This window comes from Serratia sp. JKS000199, from assembly GCF_900215455.1.
GTDB lineage: Bacteria > Pseudomonadota > Gammaproteobacteria > Enterobacterales > Enterobacteriaceae > Serratia > Serratia ureilytica.
In genome coordinates, this window is the sequence record NZ_LT907843.1 from 141,264 (window position 1) to 161,103 (window position 19,840).

Annotated in this window: 13 protein-coding genes, 2 tRNA genes, 3 rRNA genes and 1 other annotated feature; of the genes, 12 read left to right on the top strand and 6 right to left on the bottom strand. The window is 54.8% G+C overall.

Translation table 11 applies throughout. The features are described 5' to 3' along the window. The first annotated feature begins 195 nt into the window (after positions 1-195). A complete protein-coding gene (locus tag CPH57_RS00695; RefSeq protein ID WP_096241907.1) occupies positions 196-1,092 on the top strand; it encodes a helix-turn-helix domain-containing protein in 897 nt (298 codons plus the stop codon). 47 nt (positions 1,093-1,139) lie between these two features. Here the strand turns inward: CPH57_RS00695 and CPH57_RS00700 are convergent, their stop codons facing one another. Beyond that, positions 1,140-1,904, bottom strand: coding sequence for a YdiY family protein (locus CPH57_RS00700; protein ID WP_033641933.1), 765 nt, complete (start codon positions 1,902-1,904; stop codon positions 1,140-1,142). A 495-nt stretch (positions 1,905-2,399) separates the two neighbouring features. On the opposite strand from CPH57_RS00700, the gene CPH57_RS00705 reads away from it, so the two are divergent. Together CPH57_RS00705 and tyrA are read left to right on the top strand one after the other, a co-directional pair. Next, a complete protein-coding gene (locus CPH57_RS00705) occupies positions 2,400-3,476 on the top strand; it encodes a 3-deoxy-7-phosphoheptulonate synthase (protein WP_016929016.1) in 1,077 nt (358 codons plus the stop codon). Positions 3,477-3,479: 3 nt separating this feature from the next. Then, positions 3,480-4,601, top strand: a complete 1,122-nt coding sequence (gene tyrA, locus CPH57_RS00710) for a bifunctional chorismate mutase/prephenate dehydrogenase (RefSeq protein ID WP_033641935.1) — start codon at positions 3,480-3,482, stop codon at positions 4,599-4,601. 55 nt (positions 4,602-4,656) lie between these two features. On the opposite strand, the gene pheA is transcribed toward tyrA, so the two are convergent. From pheA to bamD, 4 genes are all read right to left on the bottom strand, one after another. After that, complete coding sequence (pheA, locus tag CPH57_RS00715) at positions 4,657-5,814, bottom strand: bifunctional chorismate mutase/prephenate dehydratase (RefSeq protein ID WP_033641936.1); 1,158 nt, start codon at positions 5,812-5,814, stop codon at positions 4,657-4,659. A gap of 42 nt (positions 5,815-5,856) precedes the next feature. Further along, positions 5,857-5,983, bottom strand: a sequence feature (Phe leader region). After that, entirely contained in the window at positions 5,935-5,982 is a 48-nt protein-coding gene (locus CPH57_RS24235; RefSeq protein WP_101428074.1) for a hypothetical protein, read from the bottom strand. It overlaps the preceding feature by 48 nt. A 122-nt stretch (positions 5,984-6,105) precedes the next feature. Continuing rightward, a complete protein-coding gene (gene raiA / locus CPH57_RS00720) occupies positions 6,106-6,447 on the bottom strand; it encodes a ribosome-associated translation inhibitor RaiA (protein ID WP_004932457.1) in 342 nt (113 codons plus the stop codon). 312 nt (positions 6,448-6,759) lie between these two features. Continuing rightward, complete coding sequence (gene bamD / locus CPH57_RS00725; RefSeq protein ID WP_004932456.1) at positions 6,760-7,491, bottom strand: outer membrane protein assembly factor BamD; 732 nt, start codon at positions 7,489-7,491, stop codon at positions 6,760-6,762. A 131-nt stretch (positions 7,492-7,622) separates the two neighbouring features. On the opposite strand from bamD, the gene rluD reads away from it, so the two are divergent. The 9 genes from rluD (at position 7,623) to dkgB (ending at position 18,803) form a co-directional block, all read left to right on the top strand. Next, positions 7,623-8,600 carry a 23S rRNA pseudouridine(1911/1915/1917) synthase RluD gene (gene rluD / locus CPH57_RS00735; RefSeq protein ID WP_004932452.1) on the top strand — a complete coding sequence of 326 codons (978 nt, stop codon included), beginning with the start codon at positions 7,623-7,625 and terminating at the stop codon, positions 8,598-8,600. Next, a complete protein-coding gene (gene yfiH / locus CPH57_RS00740) occupies positions 8,600-9,331 on the top strand; it encodes a purine nucleoside phosphorylase YfiH (RefSeq protein WP_033641938.1) in 732 nt (243 codons plus the stop codon). The genes rluD and yfiH overlap by 1 nt, the downstream gene beginning before the upstream one ends. A 130-nt stretch (positions 9,332-9,461) precedes the next feature. Beyond that, positions 9,462-12,035: an ATP-dependent chaperone ClpB gene (gene clpB / locus CPH57_RS00745; RefSeq protein ID WP_025301647.1), complete on the top strand. Its 2,574-nt coding sequence runs from the start codon at positions 9,462-9,464 to the stop codon at positions 12,033-12,035. A 512-nt stretch (positions 12,036-12,547) separates the two neighbouring features. Continuing rightward, positions 12,548-14,089: ribosomal RNA gene (locus CPH57_RS00750) — 16S ribosomal RNA — on the top strand. A gap of 88 nt (positions 14,090-14,177) precedes the next feature. Then, positions 14,178-14,253: transfer RNA gene (locus CPH57_RS00755), tRNA-Glu, on the top strand. A gap of 239 nt (positions 14,254-14,492) precedes the next feature. Further along, positions 14,493-17,400 (top strand): 23S ribosomal RNA (locus CPH57_RS00760). 99 nt (positions 17,401-17,499) lie between these two features. After that, positions 17,500-17,615, top strand: a 5S ribosomal RNA gene (rrf, locus tag CPH57_RS00765). The 16S, 23S and 5S rRNA genes sit together here with 2 tRNA genes alongside, the layout of an rRNA operon. A gap of 94 nt (positions 17,616-17,709) precedes the next feature. Continuing rightward, positions 17,710-17,786 (top strand) — tRNA-Asp (locus tag CPH57_RS00770). Between the two features lie 213 nt (positions 17,787-17,999). Then, positions 18,000-18,803 carry a 2,5-didehydrogluconate reductase DkgB gene (gene dkgB, locus CPH57_RS00775; protein WP_033650993.1) on the top strand — a complete coding sequence of 268 codons (804 nt, stop codon included), beginning with the start codon at positions 18,000-18,002 and terminating at the stop codon, positions 18,801-18,803. Between the two features lie 47 nt (positions 18,804-18,850). Here the strand turns inward: dkgB and yafC are convergent, their stop codons facing one another. Next, entirely contained in the window at positions 18,851-19,738 is an 888-nt protein-coding gene (gene yafC, locus CPH57_RS00780) for a DNA-binding transcriptional regulator YafC (protein WP_004930183.1), read from the bottom strand. Positions 19,739-19,840 lie beyond the last annotated feature (102 nt).

Here is a 19,840-nt window from a genome sequence, read left to right on the forward strand (position 1 = left end):
CAAGGTTTGGTTATCCGTCGTTTAGGGTCGAAAATTTGAGTAAACACGCTGTAAACAAGGTGATTACGCAAGATTGTTGTCGCCTTGTGGTATTTGCATTTTCATCACCCATGTCGCATCATCTTAACTAAAGCGATCGACATGCCGAGTGACGGCGAATTGACGGTACTTTAAATCGCAAAATGCGACTTGTAAATGCGAATTTCATTTTTAATCGGTGATGATATGCGTGAAGATGCAACAAACAACAACACCTCCGTGGGAGCGGTAATTGAGAGAGTTCTTTCATCTTATGGCGTTGGCACGCAGAAGGAATTGAGTGAAATCCTTGGGATAGCGCCGAATAACATCAGTAGTTGGCAACAGCGGGGTAGTGTTCCCGGATATGTCATTATCAACTGCGCGTTAACTACGGGAGCAGACCTGGCCTGGCTGATGACTGGTGAACTTGCAAATTCAAAAGTAAATCGCAAGCCTGCGTCATCTGCGCAAGGTAAAGCGCTTTACGATCGCGTTTTGGCTTCCGGCGGGAAAGGGGTATTGCGCCGCATTTTGGATGCTTACGGTTTCAATCTGCAAAAAGAATTGGGCGACCTGCTGGGTATCTCTTCAGGCACGATGAGCACCTGGGTCCGCCGCAACTACTTCCCCGGCGATATCGTGGTGACCTGTGCTCTGGATACAGGCGTCTCGCTGCTGTGGCTGGCGACGGGCCAGGGGGAGATGTGGGGTGATGCCGCATCGGCGGTTCCGGTATCCGAAGCTCGCACGATACCGAAATATCGCCTGCTCGCCGGGCAGTTGAAAGAGGGGGGGCAGTGGTCAGCAGACTGTTCTTTGATTCCTGACGGCGTGGCTCAGCCGGCTTATGTTGATGGCGGGCGCGTATCCTGGCTGGTGGATCTGGCCGTTACGCATATCGCCAATGGCCGCTGGCTGGTGGACATCGACGGTAACCTGGACGTTTACGATATAGCGCGTTTACCGGGTAACCAGGTGCGGGTCAGCGGCGGCAACGTCGACTTTCAATGTTCTCCGGATGCATTGAAAGCGCTTGGCATGGTCTGGTTAACGTTGACGCCGCAGGCATAAAAAAAAGCCCATCGATGATGGGCTTCGAGAAATCATGGGCGGGCAGGTTACAGGCCGTAGACCAGCGTGACCGAGGTTGTCGTGTCGGTATTCTTCGGCGCGGAGGCCGGTGGCTTGCTGTTGTAGGTCACGGTGTAAGCTACGCGCAGTGAAAAGCGATCGTTGATCGCCACGTTCAACGCGCTTTCCGAGTTCAGCGTGGTTTCTTCGTTCGCCAGTGCGGAGACGCCCTGAATGAACTTGGTGTTGTCGGTGAGCTGATAGGAATAGTTGGCCGCGCCATAGGCCAGCCCTTTGGTCGAGCGGCCGCCGCCATGGTATTCGTCATGGCGCACGCCGGGACCGAATTCCACCCGCAGGTCGCTGAGCGGCCCGTTGAGGATTTGACGGCCATAGCCGCTGGTCAGCGTGGAGCGTGAGTCGTAACCGTTGAAACGGTCGCTCAGCCAGCTGGCCTGGCCGAACAGGTAGTTGCGATCGGTCAGGTTATAGCGCGTACGGCCGCCGGCCTGATACTTTTCGGACGAGCGCACGTTGGAGGAGGTGGTGTTGTTGGCCGCCCCCCACAGGCTGTACGCCGCGTCGGTGTTGAACCAGGTCATGTTGGTGTTGGCCAACAGAGTGGAACTCTGCGAGTTGCCGGACTGGGCGTTGTAGCCCGCCTGCACGTTGCCTTCGAACGGTTTCTTGGCGGTGGCCGGATCGTCCATCGCGGTGAAAAGCGTATTGTCGGCAAGGGCTGAAACACTGGTGAAAGTCGTTAAGCAGCAAATATACAGCGGAAAAGCGCGACGAGCGCGGGAAGAGAGCATCTTGGATCCAGTTGTTAAGGGTGATTATTGTTGATGACGGTCACATTATATCGGTTCATTTCGGCGACAAAAATAGCCGCCATTAGCTTAAGTTTTTAATTTTTATCCCTCATTTATTCGCTTTTCTTCTACTTAAATTCATCGCTTTCGACGGCATTTCGTGCTGATCCTGCTTCGCCCGGCCGCCGGTGCCGAGATGGGGCGTGCATCCTCGCTGTAAAATATAATGTACAAATATGTTTACGATAAATGGCTTTGTTAGGCAGGAGGGGTTACAGCGTGATGATGGGCTGTTTAATTGTTTAATATATTGTATTTGTTTAGTTTAAATCTATTTTCGCAACCCTGATTCAAAGGTGTTTTAAGCAAGATAATGACGGTAATCTTTTATTTACAGAAAATGGATTGAAAACTTTACATATCGTGTTAGGGTAGACCCCTGAAACGCTCAATGTTCCATTTCAACGCATAACGCCAAACGACAGGAATAGCATCATGCAAAAAGACGCGCTCAATAACGTACACATCAGTGCAGAACAGGTTCTCATCACGCCGGAGGAGCTGAAGAACCAGTTCCCGCTCAGTGCCGACGACGAAAATGAAATCGCCACTGCGCGTAACACCATCGCCAACATTTTGCAGGGGCGCGATCATCGCCTGTTGGTGGTGTGTGGGCCTTGTTCGATCCACGATCCGGATGCGGCGCTGGACTACGCCCGTCGTTTGAAAACCCTGGCGGCTGACTTGAGCGATCAGCTGTATATCGTTATGCGCGTCTACTTTGAAAAACCCAGAACCACTGTCGGCTGGAAAGGTTTGATCAACGATCCGTACATGGACGGTTCGTTTGACGTTGAAGCAGGCTTGCATATCGCGCGTCGCCTGTTGCTGGATCTGGTGGGCATGGGCTTGCCGTTGGCTACCGAAGCGTTGGATCCGAACAGCCCGCAGTACCTGGGCGATTTGTTCAGCTGGTCGGCGATCGGCGCGCGTACCACCGAATCTCAGACCCACCGAGAAATGGCATCCGGCCTGTCGATGCCGGTCGGGTTCAAAAACGGCACCGACGGCAGCCTGGGCACCGCCATCAACGCCATGCGCGCCGCTGCCATGCCGCATCGCTTCGTCGGCATTAACCAGGCAGGCCAGGTTTGCCTGCTGCAGACTCAGGGCAACCCGGATGGGCACGTGATCCTGCGCGGTGGCAAAACTCCGAACTACAGCGCTGAGCACGTTGCGGCCTGTGAAAAACAGATGCTTGAGGCGGGACTCCACCCGTCCTTGATGATAGATTGCAGCCATGGCAACTCGAATAAAGACTATCGCCGTCAGCCGGCGGTTGCCGAGTCCGTGGTGGAGCAGATCAAGGCGGGTAACCGCTCAATCACCGGCATTATGCTGGAGAGCCATCTGCATGAGGGCAATCAGTCTTCCGAACAGCCGCGTGCAGACATGCGTTACGGTGTGTCCGTCACCGACGCCTGCATCAACTGGGAGAGTACGGAAACCCTGTTGCGCCATATGCATCAGGAACTCGGCGCTGCGCTGACGGCCCGCACGGGAGAAAAGTAAGTTATGGTGGCAGAACTGACCGCGCTGCGCGATCAAATCGATGAGGTGGATAAAGCGCTGCTGGATCTGCTGGCGAAACGCCTGCATCTGGTAGCGGAAGTGGGCGAAGTCAAAAGCCGCCACGGTTTGCCGGTTTATGTGCCGGAGCGCGAAGCCGCGATGCTGGCCTCGCGCCGCCGGGAGGCGGAAAATCTCGGCGTGCCGCCGGATCTGATCGAAGATGTGTTGCGCCGCGTGATGCGCGAGTCTTACGTCAGCGAGAACGACAAGGGCTTTAAAACCCTGTGCCCGCAGCTGCGGCCGATCGTCATTATCGGCGGAAACGGTCAAATGGGCAGGCTGTTCAATCGCTTGCTGACGTTGTCGGGTTATCAGGTCAGGGTGTTGGATCAGGAAGATTGGCCGCAGGCGGAGCAGCTGTTGGCGGATGCCGGCATGGTGATCGTCAGCGTGCCGATCCACGTGACCGAGCAGGTGATAAGCCGCCTGCCGACGCTGCCTGCCGATTGTATTCTGGTGGACCTGGCGTCGGTGAAGAACCGGCCTTTACACGCGATGTTGGCGGCGCACAGCGGCCCGGTGGTCGGTCTGCATCCGATGTTCGGCCCGGACGTGGGCAGCGTGGCCAAGCAGGTGGTGGTCTATTGCGACGGCCGCCAGCCGGAGGCGTATCAGTGGCTGCTTGAACAGTTGCAGGTGTGGGGGGCGCGGCTGCATCGCATCAGCGCGGCCGAGCACGATCAGAATATGGCGTTTATTCAGGCGCTGCGGCACTTCGCTACCTTCGCCTACGGGCTGCACCTGGCGGAAGAGAACGTGCAACTGGAGCAGCTGCTGGCGCTCTCTTCGCCAATCTACCGGTTGGAGCTGGCGATGGTTGGCCGCCTGTTCGCACAGGATCCGCAGCTGTACGCCGATATCATTATGTCGTCGGAAGAAAATGTGGCGCTGATTAAGCGTTACTACCAGCGCTTCGGCGAGGCGATAAAGCTGTTGGAGCATGGCGACAAACAGGCGTTTATCGAGAGCTTCCGCAAGGTAGAGCATTGGTTCGGCGATTACGCCCAGCGCTTCCTGGTGGAGAGCCGCACGCTGTTGCGGCAGGCTAACGACAGCCGGCAGTAAAACTGCGGGCAGTAAACATAAAGGGTTCGGCTTGGCCGAACCCTTTTTTACGGTTTCAGGATGGGTTGACCGGCACCACGGTGTCGCTTGGGTAACAGCCCAGCACCTTCAGCGAGCGGGTGATCGGCGCCAGATCGCGCAGCGCTTTTTGCATCGCCTCGGCGCGCAGGTTGGCCTGCACATCGATATAGAACATCTCCTCCCACGGATTGCCGTTGATCGGACGTGATTCCAGCTTGGTCATGATGATGCCGTTATCGCGCAATACCAGCAGCGCTTCGACCAGCGCGCCGGATTGTTGGCCGGTCGCCATGATCAGCGTGGTTTTTGCCGGCACCTGTTCGGAGACATCGATCGCTTTGCGCGCCAGCACGATGAAGCGAGTGATGTTTTGCTGCTGGTTGGCGAGATTGTGTTCCAGCACCTGCAACCCGTACAGCGCGCCGCCGGCCTCGCTGCCCAGTGCAGCCACCTTCGGTGAATTCAGCTTGGCGACTTTCTCCATCGCGGCCGCCGTGCTTTCGGTGTATTCGATTTTCCAGTGCGGGAAGCGGTTAAGGAACTGGCTGCACTGTTGGAACGGCTGCGGATGGCTGTAGACGGTTTCTATCTGGCTCAGATCGCTGTCGCCGGCGATCAGAACGCAGTGGTTGATAGGGTTAGTCAGTTCGCCGACGATCGACAGGCTGGTGTGTTGCAGCAGATCGTAGACCTCGTTTATCGAACCGGAGCTGGTGTTCTCGATCGGCAAAATCGCATAGTCCGCCTGGCCGGTTTCCACCTGGGCGAAAATATCCTGAAACTTCTGGCAGCCGCATTCGATCAGCCGATCGAAGTGGCGGGCAGCGTATTGGCGTGCCGCCAGATGTGAATAAGAGCCTTTCGGGCCGAGGAAAGCGATGCGGGCGGAATGCTGGCTGACGGGGTTGAGCTGGTGCTGCAACAGCGCCTGCTGGGTCAGAACGGAGTCTTCAATGATCAGTTGGAACAGGCGGGTGACGTAGAAACCGTCCAGGTCGTAAGGCTTGGCGGCGGCGATCAGCGCATCCAGCAGATCGCGTTCGCGCTCTTTGTCACGGATCGGGCGGTGAGAGTGCAGCTTAGTCTTGCCGACTTCGATCGCCAGCTCACGGCGTTCCGCCAGCAAGGCCAACAGTTTCAAGTCCAGTGCGCTGATGCGCTCGCGCAGCACCAATAACGGGTTGTCAGTCATAATCAGCTTCCGCCTTCAGTTCTTATTCGTTGTAAAACAGCCATAAAAAAAGCCCCCTGTTTCCAGGAGGCCTTGTTGTTCGTCTTCGCATTCTTTCTCACACGACGAAACGCCTCCCAGTCAGGGGAAGGTAAAAAAGAATGCGAAGAAAAACGGTGTGCGTGGCATGGTCTACCTAAGGTTAATGCGAACAGGTTTTAAAGTAACCGCTGGCTTTTACCCCGTCAACAAAAATACCCGACAAAAAACGCGCCCTCGGGCGCGTTTGATGCGGCAATCGCTGTCGGACGGTTATTCCTGCTCTTGCGTGACTTCCGGCACAATGTCTTTCACGCTGGCATTGCAGCGGCGCGCTTCGCCTTTGTGCTGCACTTTGTTCAACTGGCGCTCCAGTTTGGCGATCAGCTCGTTAACGGCGGTATACATGTCATCATGTTTGGCGCTGGCGACCAGCGGGCCGTTAGGCGTAGTAATGGTAGCGTCGGCGACAAACCCTTGCGGCTCTTTGGATAAGACGATATGCGGGTTAATCAGCTGGGTCTGCCATTTTTCCAGTTTGGTGAGACGGTCTTCGACGTGATTGCGGATTGCGGGAGTGATATCCATTTGTTTGCTGGTAATGTTCAATGTCATATAACTTACCTCTCTGTCTTTCCGTCTTGGTGAATCCAGCATACCCCGCTTTTTGTTTAAATGCGTGATGTAAATCACGATTTTTTGTCACTTTTTGCAAAGTTAGTTCAATCTGTGATTCAGCATTTGAATTGGCTATCTAATGCTTGAGAGTTGCCGCCGGATGGCGCATTATCGATGAGTTGACCGGTGAGGAGCGCTAGCTAACACCGTGTTTTTACTTGTGTATTTTTCCAGTAAAAACCAGGTCGACGCCAATGAAAACGGCAGCCTTGGCTGCCGTTTGGTTTTTCTGCCGTTGCCGACGCGCGCTTATTGTGGGTTGGCGGCGATCACTTTGGCCACTTTGTCAGCCTGGCCGTTCAGCTGCAGCTGCTTGTAGGCATTTTCCATCAGCGGCAACACGTCGTGCGTCGCTTTGGTATCCGGGAATTCACGCAACATCTGCTCGGCGCGATTAACGACCGCGACGTAAGCACCACGTTTAGTGTAGTATTCCGCCACCGAAAGCTCATACTTGGCCAAACGATCTTTCAGATACACCAAACGTTTGTTGGCGTCGGTCGCGTATTGGCTGTTCGGGTATTGCTGAATCAACTGGCTGAAGTCGCGGAACGCAGCGCGAGCGTGCTGAGGATCGCGGTCCGAACGGTCAACCCCGAAGAAGCCCTGCAGCGCGCTGTCATCAAGCGCCATGTCGGTCAGGCCGCGCATGTACATCACGTAATCGATGTTCGGGTGCGTCGGATTCAGGCGCATGAAGCGATCGATGGATGCCTGAGCCATTGGCAAGTCGGCAGCCTTATAATAGGCGTAAATCAAATCCAGCTGGACCTGCTGGGAATACGGCCCGAAAGGATAGCGGTTATCTAACGCTTCGAGTTGCGTAATCGCGCCCTTGAAGTTACCGTCCTGCAGTTTTTGCTGCGCGGTAGCATAGATTTCCGAAGGCGGGTTGTCGGGAACCGCATCCTTGGATGTGGAGCAACCTGCCAGCGCCAGGCTCAACGTGGCTGCCGCCACCAGATATTTCATACGCGTCATGACGTTTTGATTATCCTCAGGGTGTTATTCCGGGAGACTGTCCGTTAAGCTCCCGACAAAGACCAGGTACAATAGCACATTATATTAAACGGCATCGCCGTGAAAACCCAACGTTAACGAAGAAGCTGCATATGGCACAACAAGTACAACTCACCGCAACGGTGGCCGAATCTCAACTCGGACAACGTTTAGATCAGGCTTTGGCCGAATTGTTCCCTGATTATTCACGATCTCGCATAAAAGAGTGGATCCTGGGCGATCGGGTGAAGGTCAATGGCAAAACGTCAAACAAACCGAAAGAGAAGGTGCTGGGCGGAGAGACAGTCGCCATCGATGCACAGATAGAAGAAGAAGCGCGTTGGGAGCCGCAGGATATCGCGCTGGATATCGTCTATGAAGACAGCGATATCCTGGTGATCAACAAGCCGCGCGATTTGGTGGTGCACCCTGGCGCCGGTAACCCGGACGGCACGGTGCTCAATGCGCTGCTGCATCACTACCCGGAAATCGCCGACGTGCCGCGTGCCGGCATCGTGCACCGTCTGGATAAAGACACCACCGGCCTGATGGTGGTGGCGAAAACCGTGCCGGCGCAAACCCGGCTGGTGGAGGCGCTGCAGGCGCGCGAAATCACCCGTGAATACGAAGCGGTGGCGATCGGCACCATGACGGCAGGCGGTACGGTAGAAGAACCCATCGCGCGCCATTCCACCAAGCGCACTCACATGGCGGTGCACCCGATGGGTAAGCCGGCGGTGACGCACTATCGCATTATGGAGCACTTCCGCGCGCACACTCGTCTGCGCCTGCGCCTGGAAACCGGCCGTACTCACCAGATCCGCGTGCACATGGCTTACATTAGCCATCCGCTGGTGGGCGATCCGCTGTACGGCGGCCGTCCGCGTCCGCCGAAAGGCGCTTCGGAGGCCTTCATTAACACGCTGCGCGGCTTTGACCGCCAGGCGCTGCACGCTACCATGCTGCGTTTGTATCACCCGATCAGCGGCATCCAGATGGAGTGGCATGCGCCGCTGCCGCAGGACATGGTTGATCTGATCAACGCGCTGAAGGCGGACACCGAAGAATTCAAAGATCAGATGGACTGGTAATGCGCTCGCTCATTCTGCCCGACTGGCCGTTGCCTCCCGGCGTTAAAGCTTGCAGCACCACGCGCGATGGTGGCGTCAGCCTGCCACCTTATGACTCGCTGAACCTCGGCGCTCACGTGGGCGACGAGGCGCAAGCGGTGAAGCGCAATCGGGAAAGGTTGGTTACCGCCGCCGGCTTGCCGCAGATGCCGGTATGGCTCGAGCAGGTGCACGGCACTCGCGTGGTGACGTTGACGGGACAAGCGCCCGCCGATCTGCGGGCGGATGCGGTGTACAGCAACGTGCCGGGTCAGGTGTGCGCAGTGATGACGGCGGATTGTCTGCCGGTGCTGTTCTGCTCGCAGCAAGGCGACGAAGTGGCCGCCGCTCACGCCGGTTGGCGTGGGCTATGCCACGGCGTGCTGGAGCAAACCGTGGCGGCGTTCAGCGCCGCACCGGGCCAAATCAGCGCCTGGCTGGGGCCGGCGATCGGCCCGCAGCAGTTCGAGGTCGGGCCGGAGGTGCGCGCCGCTTTCATGGCGGAAGACGCTGAGGCCGCAGCGGCATTTACCCCGCATGGCGATAAGTTTTTGGCTAATATCTACTTGCTGGCTCGCCAACGCTTGTTGCGTGCGGGCGTTCAGGCCATTTATGGCGGCGACCGCTGTACGGTTAACGAAATGAGCCATTTTTTCTCCTATCGACGCGATGGAATAACCGGACGTCTGGCAAGTTTAATCTGGCTGATATAACCTATTGAATTAGGACGATCCAACGACGCATGGCGTTGTACCGAAAATTTAGCGTCGAGATAACCTTGAAAATTTGAGGGATGACCTCATTTAATCTCCAGTAGCAATTTCGACCCATCTTGGAGGTGTTATGCGTCTGGATCGTCTTACCAACAAATTCCAGCTTGCCCTCGCCGATGCCCAGTCACTAGCCCTTGGGCACGACAACCAGTTTATTGAACCGCTACATCTGATGAGCGCCCTGCTCAATCAGGAAGGGGGCACGGTTCGTCCACTATTAACTTCCGCAGGTATCGATGCCGGGCGTGTACGCACCGAGATCGAACAGGCGCTGTCCCGTTTACCGCAGGTAGAAGGCACCGGTGGCGACGTTCAACCGTCCCACGAGTTGGTGCGCGTTCTGAACCTGTGCGACAAGCTGGCGCAAAAGCGTGCGGACAAATTCATTTCTTCCGAGCTGTTTGTGCTTGCGGTGCTGGAAGACCGCGGCTCGTTGACCGACTTGTTGAAAGCGGCCGGCGCGACGGCCGATAAAATCAGCAAAGCCATTGAACAAATGAGAGGCGGTGACAGCGTGGAAGACCAAGGCGCCGAAGACCAACGGCAGGCATTGAAGAAATACACTATCGATCTGACCGAACGTGCTGAGCAGGGCAAACTTGACCCGGTGATCGGCCGTGACGAAGAGATCCGTCGCACCATTCAGGTGCTGCAACGCCGTACCAAAAACAACCCGGTGTTGATCGGCGAGCCTGGCGTAGGTAAAACCGCCATCGTCGAAGGCTTGGCGCAGCGCATCATTAACGGCGAAGTGCCGGAAGGACTGAAGCACAAGCGCGTATTGTCCCTCGATATGGGCGCCTTGATCGCCGGCGCCAAATATCGCGGCGAGTTTGAAGAGCGTCTGAAAGGCGTGCTCAACGATCTGGCCAAGCAGGAAGGCAGCGTTATCCTGTTTATCGACGAACTGCACACCATGGTCGGCGCCGGTAAGGCGGATGGTGCGATGGACGCAGGCAACATGCTGAAGCCGGCGCTGGCGCGCGGCGAGCTGCACTGCGTTGGTGCCACCACGCTGGATGAATACCGTCAATATATAGAGAAGGATGCGGCGCTCGAACGTCGTTTCCAGAAAGTATATGTGGCGGAGCCGAGCGTGGAAGACACCATTGCTATTCTGCGCGGCCTGAAAGAGCGTTACGAACTGCACCACCACGTGCAGATAACCGACCCGGCCATTGTGGCGGCGGCAACGCTTTCGCACCGCTATATCGCCGATCGTCAATTGCCGGACAAGGCTATTGACCTTATCGACGAAGCGGCGTCCAGCATTCGCATGCAGATGGACTCCAAGCCGGAGTCGCTCGACAGGCTTGAGCGCCGCATCATCCAATTGAAACTGGAACAGCAGGCGCTGAATAAAGAGTCTGACGACGCCAGCAAGAAACGCCTGGACATGCTGAGCGATGAGCTGGGGCAGAAAGAGCGCGAATACTCGGAGCTGGAAGAAGAGTGGAAAGCGGAAAAAGCGTCGCTCTCCGGCACCCAGAATATCAAGGCAGAACTCGAGCAGGCCAAAATCACCCTGGAGCAGGCGCGTCGCGTCGGCGATCTGGGGCGGATGTCGGAACTGCAGTACGGCAAAATCCCTGAGCTGGAAAAACAGCTCGCCGCCGCCACGCAGGCCGAAGGCAAGAGCATGAAGCTGTTGCGCAACCGGGTGACCGATGCGGAGATTGCCGAAGTGCTGGCGCGTGCCACCGGGATCCCGGTCGCAAGAATGCTGGAAGGCGAGCGCGACAAGCTGCTGCGCCTGGAACAAGAACTGCATTCGCGAGTGATTGGCCAGGACGAAGCGGTCAGCGCAGTCTCCAATGCGATCCGCCGCAGCCGTGCGGGGTTGTCCGATCCTAACCGACCGATCGGTTCGTTCCTGTTCCTCGGTCCGACCGGGGTAGGGAAAACCGAGCTTTGCAAGGCGCTGGCTTCGTTCCTGTTCGACAGCGACGACGCCATGGTGCGTATCGATATGTCCGAGTTTATGGAGAAACACTCCGTTTCGCGTCTGGTCGGTGCGCCTCCGGGCTATGTCGGTTATGAAGAGGGCGGCTACCTGACGGAAGCCGTACGTCGCCGGCCTTATTCGGTGATTCTGCTGGATGAAGTCGAGAAAGCGCACCCGGACGTGTTCAATATTCTGTTGCAGGTGTTGGATGACGGCCGCCTGACCGATGGTCAAGGCCGCACCGTCGATTTCCGTAATACCGTGGTGATCATGACGTCCAACCTGGGTTCCGATCTGATCCAGGAGCATTTCGGTCAGATGAACTACGCGCAGATGAAAGAGTCGGTGATGGAGATGGTGAGTCACCACTTCCGTCCGGAGTTCATCAACCGTATCGACGAAGTGGTGGTGTTCCACCCACTGGGCGAGAAACACATCGCCGCGATCGCCAAGATTCAGCTGTCGCGTCTCTACAAGCGTTTGGAAGAGCGCGGTTACGAAGTGACCATGACCGAACCGGCCCTGGCGCTGTTGAGCAAAACGGGTTACGACCCTGTATATGGTGCGCGTCCGTTGAAACGCGCTATTCAGCAGGAGATCGAGAACCCGCTGGCGCAGCAAATACTGTCCGGCAAGCTGATCCCTGGCAAGCTGGTCACGTTGGATGTGGAAAACGACCATATCGTTGCACGCCAATAACGGCAATCGAGCGTAATAAAGATGAAAGGGAGCGGGTGACCGCTCCCTTTTCTTTAATCTTCGTTTGTCCCTATTTACAGGGTTTGCCGCTATTACTGTGCTAAAACCGGTATTTTTTGACTAATAAACATCCTAAAAAGGCATTTTTGGTGATTATTTGAACGCTTGAAAAGTTTTTTGCATTTAGGGGTTGCGGCCCGCCGAGAACTCCCTATAATGCGCCTCCACTGACCGGGAACAACGACTGACAAGACGCCGGGTCAGCAAGAGAAAAGCGAAATAAACGCTTGACTCTCAGGGCGAAAAGCGTAATATACGCAGCCCGCGCCGATGAGTTTCTCGGCACTGCTCTTTAACAATTTATCAGACAATCTGTGTGGGCACTCCACAAGACGATATCCAGCATCTTCGGATGCAAAAAAATATCAAGTCTTGAAGAGTGACTAACTGAAGTAAAATTCATGCAGTAAATCTTTGAGCATCGCTTCTCGAGTGGAAGCAAATCAAGCTTTTAATTGAAGAGTTTGATCATGGCTCAGATTGAACGCTGGCGGCAGGCTTAACACATGCAAGTCGAGCGGTAGCACAGGGGAGCTTGCTCCCCGGGTGACGAGCGGCGGACGGGTGAGTAATGTCTGGGAAACTGCCTGATGGAGGGGGATAACTACTGGAAACGGTAGCTAATACCGCATAACGTCGCAAGACCAAAGAGGGGGACCTTCGGGCCTCTTGCCATCAGATGTGCCCAGATGGGATTAGCTAGTAGGTGGGGTAATGGCTCACCTAGGCGACGATCCCTAGCTGGTCTGAGAGGATGACCAGCCACACTGGAACTGAGACACGGTCCAGACTCCTACGGGAGGCAGCAGTGGGGAATATTGCACAATGGGCGCAAGCCTGATGCAGCCATGCCGCGTGTGTGAAGAAGGCCTTCGGGTTGTAAAGCACTTTCAGCGAGGAGGAAGGTGGTGAGCTTAATACGCTCATCAATTGACGTTACTCGCAGAAGAAGCACCGGCTAACTCCGTGCCAGCAGCCGCGGTAATACGGAGGGTGCAAGCGTTAATCGGAATTACTGGGCGTAAAGCGCACGCAGGCGGTTTGTTAAGTCAGATGTGAAATCCCCGGGCTCAACCTGGGAACTGCATTTGAAACTGGCAAGCTAGAGTCTCGTAGAGGGGGGTAGAATTCCAGGTGTAGCGGTGAAATGCGTAGAGATCTGGAGGAATACCGGTGGCGAAGGCGGCCCCCTGGACGAAGACTGACGCTCAGGTGCGAAAGCGTGGGGAGCAAACAGGATTAGATACCCTGGTAGTCCACGCTGTAAACGATGTCGATTTGGAGGTTGTGCCCTTGAGGCGTGGCTTCCGGAGCTAACGCGTTAAATCGACCGCCTGGGGAGTACGGCCGCAAGGTTAAAACTCAAATGAATTGACGGGGGCCCGCACAAGCGGTGGAGCATGTGGTTTAATTCGATGCAACGCGAAGAACCTTACCTACTCTTGACATCCAGAGAACTTTCCAGAGATGGATTGGTGCCTTCGGGAACTCTGAGACAGGTGCTGCATGGCTGTCGTCAGCTCGTGTTGTGAAATGTTGGGTTAAGTCCCGCAACGAGCGCAACCCTTATCCTTTGTTGCCAGCGGTTCGGCCGGGAACTCAAAGGAGACTGCCAGTGATAAACTGGAGGAAGGTGGGGATGACGTCAAGTCATCATGGCCCTTACGAGTAGGGCTACACACGTGCTACAATGGCGTATACAAAGAGAAGCGACCTCGCGAGAGCAAGCGGACCTCATAAAGTACGTCGTAGTCCGGATTGGAGTCTGCAACTCGACTCCATGAAGTCGGAATCGCTAGTAATCGTAGATCAGAATGCTACGGTGAATACGTTCCCGGGCCTTGTACACACCGCCCGTCACACCATGGGAGTGGGTTGCAAAAGAAGTAGGTAGCTTAACCTTCGGGAGGGCGCTTACCACTTTGTGATTCATGACTGGGGTGAAGTCGTAACAAGGTAACCGTAGGGGAACCTGCGGTTGGATCACCTCCTTACCTAAAGATATTAGTTCGCGTGGCGTGCTCACACAGATTGTCTGATGAAAAAGTAACGAGCAAAAGCGTCATAAAAGTACGGTGTCGTGTCCCCTTCGTCTAGAGGCCTAGGACACCGCCCTTTCACGGCGGTAACAGGGGTTCGAATCCCCTAGGGGACGCCAAGCTTCCGACCCACCCGGTGAAAGCGGCGGTCTCAAGTATCTGACGATACACCATATCTTAAAGATGACTTCCGAGTCATGTTTAAGATATTGCTCTTTAACAATCTGGAACAAGCTGAAAATTGAAACATGACGGCTGAAATTTATCCCTCCGTAGATGTATTGGGATGAAGAGTAACCTGTCATAGAGTCTCTCAAATGTTTGCAGCGCGAACGATGGAAACATCTTCGGGTTGTGAGGTTAAGTGACTAAGCGTACACGGTGGATGCCTAGGCAGTCAGAGGCGATGAAGGGCGTGCTAATCTGCGAAAAGCGTCGGTAAGGTGATATGAACCGTTACAACCGGCGATACCCGAATGGGGAAACCCAGTGTGTTTCGACACACTATCATGTCATGAATACATAGTGGCATGAGGCGAACCGGGGGAACTGAAACATCTAAGTACCCCGAGGAAAAGAAATCAACCGAGATTCCCCCAGTAGCGGCGAGCGAACGGGGAGGAGCCCAGAACCTGAATCGGCTTGTGTGTTAGTGGAAGCGTCTGGAAAGTCGCGCAGCAAAGGGTGATAGCCCCGTACACTAAAATGCACAGGTCGTGAGTTCGATGAGTAGGGCGGGACACGTGACATCCTGTCTGAATATGGGGGGACCATCCTCCAAGGCTAAATACTCCTGACTGACCGATAGTGAACCAGTACCGTGAGGGAAAGGCGAAAAGAACCCCGGCGAGGGGAGTGAAATAGAACCTGAAACCGTGTACGTACAAGCAGTGGGAGCACCTTCGTGGTGTGACTGCGTACCTTTTGTATAATGGGTCAGCGACTTATATTTTGTAGCAAGGTTAACCGTATAGGGGAGCCGTAGGGAAACCGAGTCTTAACTGGGCGACTAGTTGCAAGGTATAGACCCGAAACCCGGTGATCTAGCCATGGGCAGGTTGAAGGTTGGGTAACACTAACTGGAGGACCGAACCGACTAATGTTGAAAAATTAGCGGATGACTTGTGGCTGGGGGTGAAAGGCCAATCAAACCGGGAGATAGCTGGTTCTCCCCGAAAGCTATTTAGGTAGCGCCTCGTGAACTCATCTTCGGGGGTAGAGCACTGTTTCGGCTAGGGGGCCATCCCGGCTTACCAAACCGATGCAAACTCCGAATACCGAAGAATGTTATCACGGGAGACACACGGCGGGTGCTAACGTCCGTCGTGAAGAGGGAAACAACCCAGACCGCCAGCTAAGGTCCCAAAGTCATGGTTAAGTGGGAAACGATGTGGGAAGGCATAGACAGCCAGGATGTTGGCTTAGAAGCAGCCATCATTTAAAGAAAGCGTAATAGCTCACTGGTCGAGTCGGCCTGCGCGGAAGATGTAACGGGGCTAAACCATGCACCGAAGCTGCGGCAGCGACGCTTAGGCGTTGTTGGGTAGGGGAGCGTTCTGTAAGCCGTTGAAGGTGGCCTGTGAGGGTTGCTGGAGGTATCAGAAGTGCGAATGCTGACATAAGTAACGATAAAGCGGGTGAAAAGCCCGCTCGCCGGAAGACCAAGGGTTCCTGTCCAACGTTAATCGGGGCAGGGTGAGTCGACCCCTAAGGCGAGGCTGAAAAGCGTAGTCGATGGGAAACAGGTTAATATTCCTGTACTTGGTGTTACTGCGAAGGGGGGACGGAGAAGGCTAGGCTAGCCGGGCGACGGTTGTCCCGGTTTAAGCGTGTAGGGGGTGTGACCTGGTAAATCCGGTTGCATGCTAACCCTGAGGCGTGATGACGATGCACTACGGTGCAGAAGTAGTTGATGCCCTGCTTCCAGGAAAATCCTCTAAGCTCCAGGTAACATTAAATCGTACCCCAAACCGACACAGGTGGTCAGGTAGAGAATACCAAGGCGCTTGAGAGAACTCGGGTGAAGGAACTAGGCAAAATGGTGCCGTAACTTCGGGAGAAGGCACGCTGGCATGTAGGTGAAGTCCCTTGCGGATGGAGCTGAAGCCAGTCGAAGATACCAGCTGGCTGCAACTGTTTAATAAAAACACAGCACTGTGCAAACACGAAAGTGGACGTATACGGTGTGACGCCTGCCCGGTGCTGGAAGGTTAATTGATGGGGTCAGCCGCAAGGCGAAGCTCTTGATCGAAGCCCCAGTAAACGGCGGCCGTAACTATAACGGTCCTAAGGTAGCGAAATTCCTTGTCGGGTAAGTTCCGACCTGCACGAATGGCGTAATGATGGCCAGGCTGTCTCCACCCGAGACTCAGTGAAATTGAACTCGCTGTGAAGATGCAGTGTACCCGCGGCAAGACGGAAAGACCCCGTGAACCTTTACTATAGCTTGACACTGAACATTGAGCCTTGATGTGTAGGATAGGTGGGAGGCTTTGAAGCGTGGACGCCAGTCTGCGTGGAGCCATCCTTGAAATACCACCCTTTAATGTTTGATGTTCTAACTCGGCCCCATAATCTGGGGTGAGGACAGTGTCTGGTGGGTAGTTTGACTGGGGCGGTCTCCTCCCAAAGAGTAACGGAGGAGCACGAAGGTTAGCTAATCACGGTCGGACATCGTGAGGTTAGTGCAAAGGCATAAGCTAGCTTGACTGCGAGAGTGACGGCTCGAGCAGGTACGAAAGTAGGTCTTAGTGATCCGGTGGTTCTGAATGGAAGGGCCATCGCTCAACGGATAAAAGGTACTCCGGGGATAACAGGCTGATACCGCCCAAGAGTTCATATCGACGGCGGTGTTTGGCACCTCGATGTCGGCTCATCACATCCTGGGGCTGAAGTAGGTCCCAAGGGTATGGCTGTTCGCCATTTAAAGTGGTACGCGAGCTGGGTTTAGAACGTCGTGAGACAGTTCGGTCCCTATCTGCCGTGGGCGTTGGAAGATTGAGAGGGGTTGCTCCTAGTACGAGAGGACCGGAGTGAACGCACCACTGGTGTTCGGGTTGTCATGCCAATGGCATTGCCCGGTAGCTAAGTGCGGAAAAGATAAGCGCTGAAAGCATCTAAGCGCGAAACTTGCCTCAAGATGAGTCTTCCCTGGGCCTTTAAGGTCCCTGAAGGAACGTTTAAGACTAAGACGTTGATAGGCTGGGTGTGTAAGTGCAGCGATGCATTGAGCTAACCAGTACTAATGATCCGTGAGGCTTAACCTTACAACACCGAAGGTGTTTTTAGAGAGATTTTCAGCGACGTTCCAAGATTGGTTCTGATGGCTTCATGGAAGTGAAGCGGTTGGAATGAAACAGAATTTGCCTGGCGGCAATAGCGCGGTGGTCCCACCTGACCCCATGCCGAACTCAGAAGTGAAACGCCGTAGCGCCGATGGTAGTGTGGGGTCTCCCCATGCGAGAGTAGGACACTGCCAGGCATCAAATAAACGTTATCAGTGTGACGACTGGTAATGCGCAAGTCGCAAAGCGCGATATTGCCGGTATCGAAAGATACAACGTAAAAGAATCGGTGGAGCGGTAGTTCAGTTGGTTAGAATACCTGCCTGTCACGCAGGGGGTCGCGGGTTCGAGCCCCGTCCGTTCCGCCACTTAATTGATAAGCCCTGAGTCTCTGACTCAGGGCTTTTTCATATCTATATTTTGCGCTTTTCAGGCCGGAATTGTCCTTCCTTACCGCCTTATCTCCCGATATTGTTGCCTTTAGATCAAAAGTCTTATGCCGAACCAGGCGTTTTTGATCAATAAAAAAGTTGCCATAATCTTCCTCATACCACATTTACCCGTTAATGAGAGAAAACATTATGAGCATCCCTGCATTTGGTTTAGGTACTTTCCGCCTTCAGGATCAGGTTGTTATCGATTCTGTCAGCACCGCACTTGAGCTGGGCTACCGTACTATCGATACCGCACAGATCTATGAAAACGAAGCGGCTGTTGGCCAGGCTATCGCTGCCAGCGGCGTGAAACGTGAAGATCTGTTCATCACCACCAAGATTTGGATCGCGAACCTGGCGAAAGGCGCGCTGATCCCAAGCCTGCAAGAAAGCCTGAAAAAACTGCAAACGTCCTACGTTGATCTGACGTTGATCCACTGGCCGTCCCCCCACGACGAAGTGCCGGTTGCCGAATTTATGGCTGAGCTGCTGGAAGCGAAAAAGCTGGGGCTGACCCGTCAAATTGGCGTATCTAACTTCACCATCGATTTGATGCAGCAAGCGATTGACGCGATTGGCGCCGATGAAATCGCCACCAACCAAATCGAGCTGTCACCGTTCTTGCAGAACCGCAAGGTGGTCGAATTTGCACAGCAGCACGGCATCGCCATCACCTCTTACATGACGTTGGCCTACGGCAAAGCGCTGCAGGATGAAACGATCAAAAGCATCGCTGCTCGTCACAATGCAACCCCAGCACAGGTGGTCCTGGCTTGGGCATTGAAGCTGGGTTATGCGGTGATCCCTTCCTCGACCAAGCGTGAAAACCTGGCGAGCAACCTATTGGCGCAGCAACTGACGCTGACCGACGAAGATATGGCGCAGATCGCCGCACTGGAGTGCAACGGCCGTCTGGTTAGTCCGGAAGGCCTGGCGCCAAACTGGGATTAATCATTCCTCGCCGTAGTCAGCATAAGGCGTCCATCGGGGCGCCTTTTTTATCGTTTCAGGTATTCACTCACAAAATCAATAAAGCTGCGCAGACGGTTGCTGACGGCGCTGTCGCTGTAGTAAACCGCGTTGATCGGCATGGCGACCGGCAGTGTCGCTTCCACCAGAATCGGGACCAAATCTCCACGTTTGATATCTTCGTCGCTCATAAAGTCGGACAGGCAGGCGATACCGTTGCCATGCAGACAGAGATGGCGCTGGGTTTCTCCACTATTGGTGGTCAAACCGGGGGTGATTTCCAACTGGCTGCCATCTGAACAAGCCAGTGGCCAACGGTTCAAGCTGGGCAGGTCGTTGAAACCGATACAGCAGTGATGTGCAAGATCTTCTACCGTTAGCGGCGTGCCGTGCTGAGCCAGATAAGCGGGGGAGGCGAGCACATGTCGGTAGCTGGTCATCAGTTTGCGTGCTTTCAGCGTAGAATCGGTCAGCTCGCCTACGCGGATCGCGATATCCACTTTTCGCTCGATCAGATTGATAAAGTTTTCCGAAGACACCAGCGATAACGACATTTCTGGATAACGTTCGCGGAACTCGGCCACTAAAGGCGTCAGCATATGCAGCACCACCGGCGTTGCCGCATCGACGCGCAGCAGGCCTTGCGGGCGCTGGCGGCTTTCCATCAGCGCATTTTCCGCCGCGGCCATGTCGTTCAGTACCTTCTGCACCTGGCGAAAGTAATTCTCTCCTTCCTGAGTCAGGCTGATTTGGCGCGTGGTGCGGTTGAGCAACGTTACGCCCAGTTTGCTTTCCAGTTTTTTCACCGTTCGGCTGACTACGGAGTTCGCTTGTTCCAGGCGTTCGGCCGCCCGGCTGAAGCTGCCGCTTTCTACGACGGTGACAAAGGTGATCAACTCGTCAGAGTTTGCTTTCATTTTTGCTCCGATAGCAAAGTTAATTTGAAATTTTGAGCATTTTTATCATTTAAGCATAGGCCGATAATAGCCGTCATCAACTTGAATGCTATTTCGGAGTAA

Coding starts and splice junctions, on each gene's coding strand:
- CPH57_RS00695 (WP_096241907.1), top strand. CDS start 196: ATGCGAATTTCATTTTTAATCGGTGATGATATGCGTGAAGATGCAACA.
- CPH57_RS00700 (WP_033641933.1), bottom strand. CDS start 1,904: ATGCTCTCTTCCCGCGCTCGTCGCGCTTTTCCGCTGTATATTTGCTGC.
- CPH57_RS00705 (WP_016929016.1), top strand. CDS start 2,400: ATGCAAAAAGACGCGCTCAATAACGTACACATCAGTGCAGAACAGGTT.
- tyrA (WP_033641935.1), top strand. CDS start 3,480: ATGGTGGCAGAACTGACCGCGCTGCGCGATCAAATCGATGAGGTGGAT.
- pheA (WP_033641936.1), bottom strand. CDS start 5,814: ATGACTGACAACCCGTTATTGGTGCTGCGCGAGCGCATCAGCGCACTG.
- raiA (WP_004932457.1), bottom strand. CDS start 6,447: ATGACATTGAACATTACCAGCAAACAAATGGATATCACTCCCGCAATC.
- bamD (WP_004932456.1), bottom strand. CDS start 7,491: ATGACGCGTATGAAATATCTGGTGGCGGCAGCCACGTTGAGCCTGGCG.
- rluD (WP_004932452.1), top strand. CDS start 7,623: ATGGCACAACAAGTACAACTCACCGCAACGGTGGCCGAATCTCAACTC.
- yfiH (WP_033641938.1), top strand. CDS start 8,600: ATGCGCTCGCTCATTCTGCCCGACTGGCCGTTGCCTCCCGGCGTTAAA.
- clpB (WP_025301647.1), top strand. CDS start 9,462: ATGCGTCTGGATCGTCTTACCAACAAATTCCAGCTTGCCCTCGCCGAT.
- dkgB (WP_033650993.1), top strand. CDS start 18,000: ATGAGCATCCCTGCATTTGGTTTAGGTACTTTCCGCCTTCAGGATCAG.
- yafC (WP_004930183.1), bottom strand. CDS start 19,738: ATGAAAGCAAACTCTGACGAGTTGATCACCTTTGTCACCGTCGTAGAA.